The organism is Neisseria sp. P0019.S002 (assembly GCF_051957155.1).
In the GTDB taxonomy this organism is placed as follows: domain Bacteria; phylum Pseudomonadota; class Gammaproteobacteria; order Burkholderiales; family Neisseriaceae; genus Neisseria; species Neisseria perflava.
In genome coordinates this window covers 1-457 of sequence record NZ_JBQCWS010000117.1, presented here as the reverse complement: position 1 = coordinate 457, position 457 = coordinate 1, and the positions used below count along the sequence as shown (strand labels likewise).

Below are 457 nucleotides of genomic sequence, written 5' to 3'. Positions count from 1 at the left end.
CTTCAATCGACCGCTTTGGCGGTTGTCTTATAGTTTAAAAATATGAATTATCCGCCGTTACAAGGGTTTAAGCTGGTGTTGGCAACTTTGGCGCTCAGCTTGGCCGTATTTATGGAAGTCTTGGACAGCACCATCGCCAACGTCGCCGTGCCCGTTATCGCAGGGGATTTGGGTGCGGCGACCACGCAGTGCACTTGGGTGATTACCTCATTTGCCGTAGCCAATGCCATTTCCGTTCCCCTGACCGGCTTTTTGGCCAAGCGGTTTGGCGAGGTTAAAATCTTTATTGCTGCCGTGATTGGTTTTGTCGTAACGTCATGGCTGTGCGGTATGGCGCATAATCTTCAAGCCTTGGTTTTTTTCCGAGTGTTGCAAGGCTTTATCGCCGGGCCGTTGATTCCTTTGTCTCAAAGTCTTCTGATGGCTTCCTATCCGCCTGAAAAACGAACATTGGCAT

Annotated in this window: 1 protein-coding gene; it reads left to right on the top strand. The window is 49.9% G+C overall.

Features of this window, described 5'->3' with window-relative positions; translation table 11 throughout:
- Positions 1-42: 42 nt before the first annotated feature.
- On the top strand, positions 43-457 hold a 415-nt coding region (locus tag ACTHTY_RS11850; protein WP_440367824.1), incomplete at its 3' end, for an MFS transporter.